The sequence below is a fragment of the Vibrio sp. 10N.222.48.A3 genome, assembly GCF_041475345.1.
Lineage (GTDB): Bacteria > Pseudomonadota > Gammaproteobacteria > Enterobacterales > Vibrionaceae > Vibrio > Vibrio tasmaniensis_A.
Genome location: NZ_JBFRVX010001259.1, coordinates 1 through 1403, shown reverse-complemented (window position 1 = coordinate 1403; position 1403 = coordinate 1). Strand labels below are relative to the sequence as shown.

The following is a 1403-nucleotide window of genomic DNA, read 5'->3' as shown; positions in this document are numbered from 1 at the left end:
TGATCATTAAAGAGAACAATCACGATGATGAGCCTACCTATTACCGCTGGAAAATAGTCATGAACCGTTCAAAAATCGTTGATATCGAGCAAATCACTCAAGAATCATAACGTTGTTAGGATGTGCGGTACGGTATGTGGGTATTCAATTCACATACCGCTCCTCCACTTGTTCAACGACTTCTGTCGAACTATGATCTAGCTGGGACTTTCTTAATCGAAAGTGTTAGCGTGAATTCCGCCATTGGTTCGTCGCCATGCAAAGACGGGCAGGTCGCTATGATGGTCACTGGTTGATTCACACGCTCGCCAGTAGACATGGTTTCTGCCAACATAGTGTTGATCAGCTCACCATCGTTACAAGTGAAGTGTACGTCACCTTCTGGACGCTTCAAGAAATTACCTGTCACCTCTTTAAATGCCAAAGAAATCTTTTCGCCCTGCTGCTGAGATTTACTCATAGCAAGGAAACCACCTGCTACGTCAGCTCCCACAGCTAACACACCAAAATACATGCTATTGAGGTGGTTCTTAGTTCGCCTTTTGAGAGGAATTTTCACTTCAACATGTTGATTATCCAGCGCGAGCAGTTTTGGTCGACATAGCCAGATCAGAGGTACTTTGAAAAAGCCAAACATGCTCAAGTAGAAATTTGCTTTTTGTAGAGGGGTCAGCATTCGGATTACCTAGTCAAATAAGTCATCAGACCAGTTAATCGATTAGCGATGTGCATGTCAAAAAAATGTTACAAAAAAGAGATATCATCGCATAATGATATCTCCCTTTTTCTCTAAGCTTTAGTGACTTAGATAAACTCATACAGCAAGTTGATTTATCTAGACAATAAGCTGGTTTATGCAGTGATAACTGTTTCTACACCTTCGAGATCCGCAATGAACCCTTGTAAGCGCGGGTAGTCCACCAGGCCTTGAGTCACAAGCAGGACGGGCTTCTTCGCGTTCAGTGTTGCTTTAACAATCATATTCAACAAGGTAATAACTGCCTCGTTTTGAGGATCAAAAGCGTGTTGCTGAGCTTCATTGTGCTTGTCTACACCTAAAGTGAAAGACGCTAAGCTATCAACGTTTACCACAACACCATCAAAATAATGCAGTAATCTTTCGCTTAGTAGCACTGCAGACGGCACATCGCACGAGAACAGAACTTTCAAACCATTAAGCCCGCGTGGTAAGCCTTGCTCTGCAAGCAAATCAATAATCTTAGCAGCATCGCTTAATGCTCGTACATACGGTACAACCACTTCAACGTTAATACCCTGCTCTCGCAGCGCTTTAATAACCTGGCACTCTAAAGCGAAAGCCTTGCTGTACTCGGCTGTCGCATAACGCGCAACCCCACGAACACCTAAGGCCGGATTTATCTCTTCGGCTTCACAGCTACCAC

At 43.8% G+C, this 1403-nt stretch carries 2 protein-coding genes; both read right to left on the bottom strand.

Annotated elements, in window-relative coordinates; translation table 11 throughout:
• Positions 1-190 precede the first annotated feature (190 nt).
• Positions 191-676, bottom strand: coding sequence for a PaaI family thioesterase (locus AB4653_RS25490; RefSeq protein ID WP_017101198.1), 486 nt, complete (start codon positions 674-676; stop codon positions 191-193).
• Positions 677-852: 176 nt separating this feature from the next.
• A partial coding sequence (locus AB4653_RS25485; RefSeq protein ID WP_372105618.1) for a putative PEP-binding protein occupies positions 853-1403 on the bottom strand: 551 nt, incomplete at its 5' end.

Excerpts from the sequence above, each read along its gene's own strand:
- AB4653_RS25490 (WP_017101198.1), bottom strand. The coding sequence starts at position 676 with ATGCTGACCCCTCTACAAAAAGCAAATTTCTACTTGAGCATGTTTGGC.